The organism is Leucobacter sp. M11, assembly GCF_035726885.1.
Taxonomy (GTDB): Bacteria; Actinomycetota; Actinomycetes; order Actinomycetales; family Microbacteriaceae; genus JAPFRB01.
The window spans coordinates 394,514-395,814 of sequence record NZ_JAPFRB010000004.1; the positions used below are offsets into that span (position 1 = coordinate 394,514).

Here is a 1,301-nt window from a genome sequence, read left to right on the forward strand (position 1 = left end):
GGGCGGGGGACGCGGTGCCCGGGTCCTCCCGGAACCGGAACAGGCTCGCGGGGCGGTGGCGTCCGCCGGTCTCGCGCTCGCCCGTGTCGACGATGCGCTCATCGGCGAGGATCTGGCGGCGGAAGTTTGCGGGGTCAACGGGCTCGCCGAGGATCGCCTCGGTCACGGCGCGGAGCCGGGCGAGGGTGAACACGGGGCCGAGGAAACGGTGCGCGATCGCCGCGTAGCCGGTCTTGGTCCGCAGCCGGGCCAGGGCGTAGGCGATGATCTCCGCGTGATCGAAGGCGAGCTCGGGGAGGGCGTCGGCGGAGAACCACGCGACGTTGCCGGACTCGGCGTCGGTTCGGTCGGTGCTGTCGGCGCTCGCTCGTCCGCCCACCGAGGAGGACATGGGGGGCTGCGGGTCGTCCCACGCCCGCGGCCGGCTCTGGGCCGGGGCGGCGTTCGCCGAGCGGTCGCTCGCCCGGTCGCTGGCCGGGGCGTGCTCGTCGGCGGCGACCCGGTGCCGGGCGGCCGCGGTCCGCTCCGCGGCGAGGAAGCGGTCGCGGCCCTCCGCCGCCCAGTCGCGGTCTCCGAACAGCGCCCAGTAGGCGATCGTGACCGTGCGCTCGGCGAGGGCGGAGCGCTCGGCCGCCCCGAACGTGTAGAGCTGCTCGATGTAGTCGGGCGTGTGGCCCGCGGCGGACTCCAGGGTGCGCAGCGAGGTGTCCACGAGGGTCTCGCCCCCGCGGATCGGGCCGCCGGGCAGCGCCCAGGCACCGAGGAAGGGCGCGCGGGTGCGCCTCACGAGGGGCAGCCAGAGCCGTCCCTCGGGGGCGGGTGTCTCCGCCCCGAGCGACGCGCCGTCGGGCGGGGTCAGCGAGAAGGCGACCGTGGACACCGCTACGCTGGGCGGCAGGAGCCGACGTTCGCTGACGTTCGCCGATGCGAAGCTCATGGGGTCCCCTTTCCTATCCCTGGGTTTCCCGGGCGGATGACCGCCCGGGTGCTCGAACAACGAGAGTTAAAGTCAAAGTGACTTTAACTAAGCGTACGCCGCTTTCCCGGAAGCGCAAACCCGGCGACTCGTGCGCGGAGCCCGCGGCCTCAAAAGCCGCCTACCATTGAGGGATGCGCTGTTCCTATTTCGAGGCTGGGGTGTGCCGTTCCTGCTCCCTGATCGAGACCCCCTACGCGCAGCAGCTCGCCGCGAAGCAGCTGCGCTGCGAGGCGGTTCTCGCGGCGACCCCGGGCATCGAGTGGCTGCCCCCGGTCGCGAGCGAGGCCGCGGGTTTCCGCAACAAGGCCAAGATGGTCATCGG

At 72.9% G+C, this 1,301-nt stretch carries 1 protein-coding gene and 1 pseudogene; one reads left to right on the forward strand and one right to left on the reverse strand.

Annotated elements, in window-relative coordinates; translation table 11 throughout:
• Nucleotides 1–937: NUDIX hydrolase (locus OOT08_RS13945; RefSeq protein WP_325093393.1), on the reverse strand; the 937-nt coding region annotated here is incomplete at its 3' end.
• A 173-nt stretch (nt 938–1,110) separates the two neighbouring features.
• Here OOT08_RS13945 and OOT08_RS13950 point away from each other — a divergent pair.
• A pseudogene (locus tag OOT08_RS13950) lies at nt 1,111–1,301 on the forward strand (23S rRNA (uracil(747)-C(5))-methyltransferase); the annotation flags it as partial.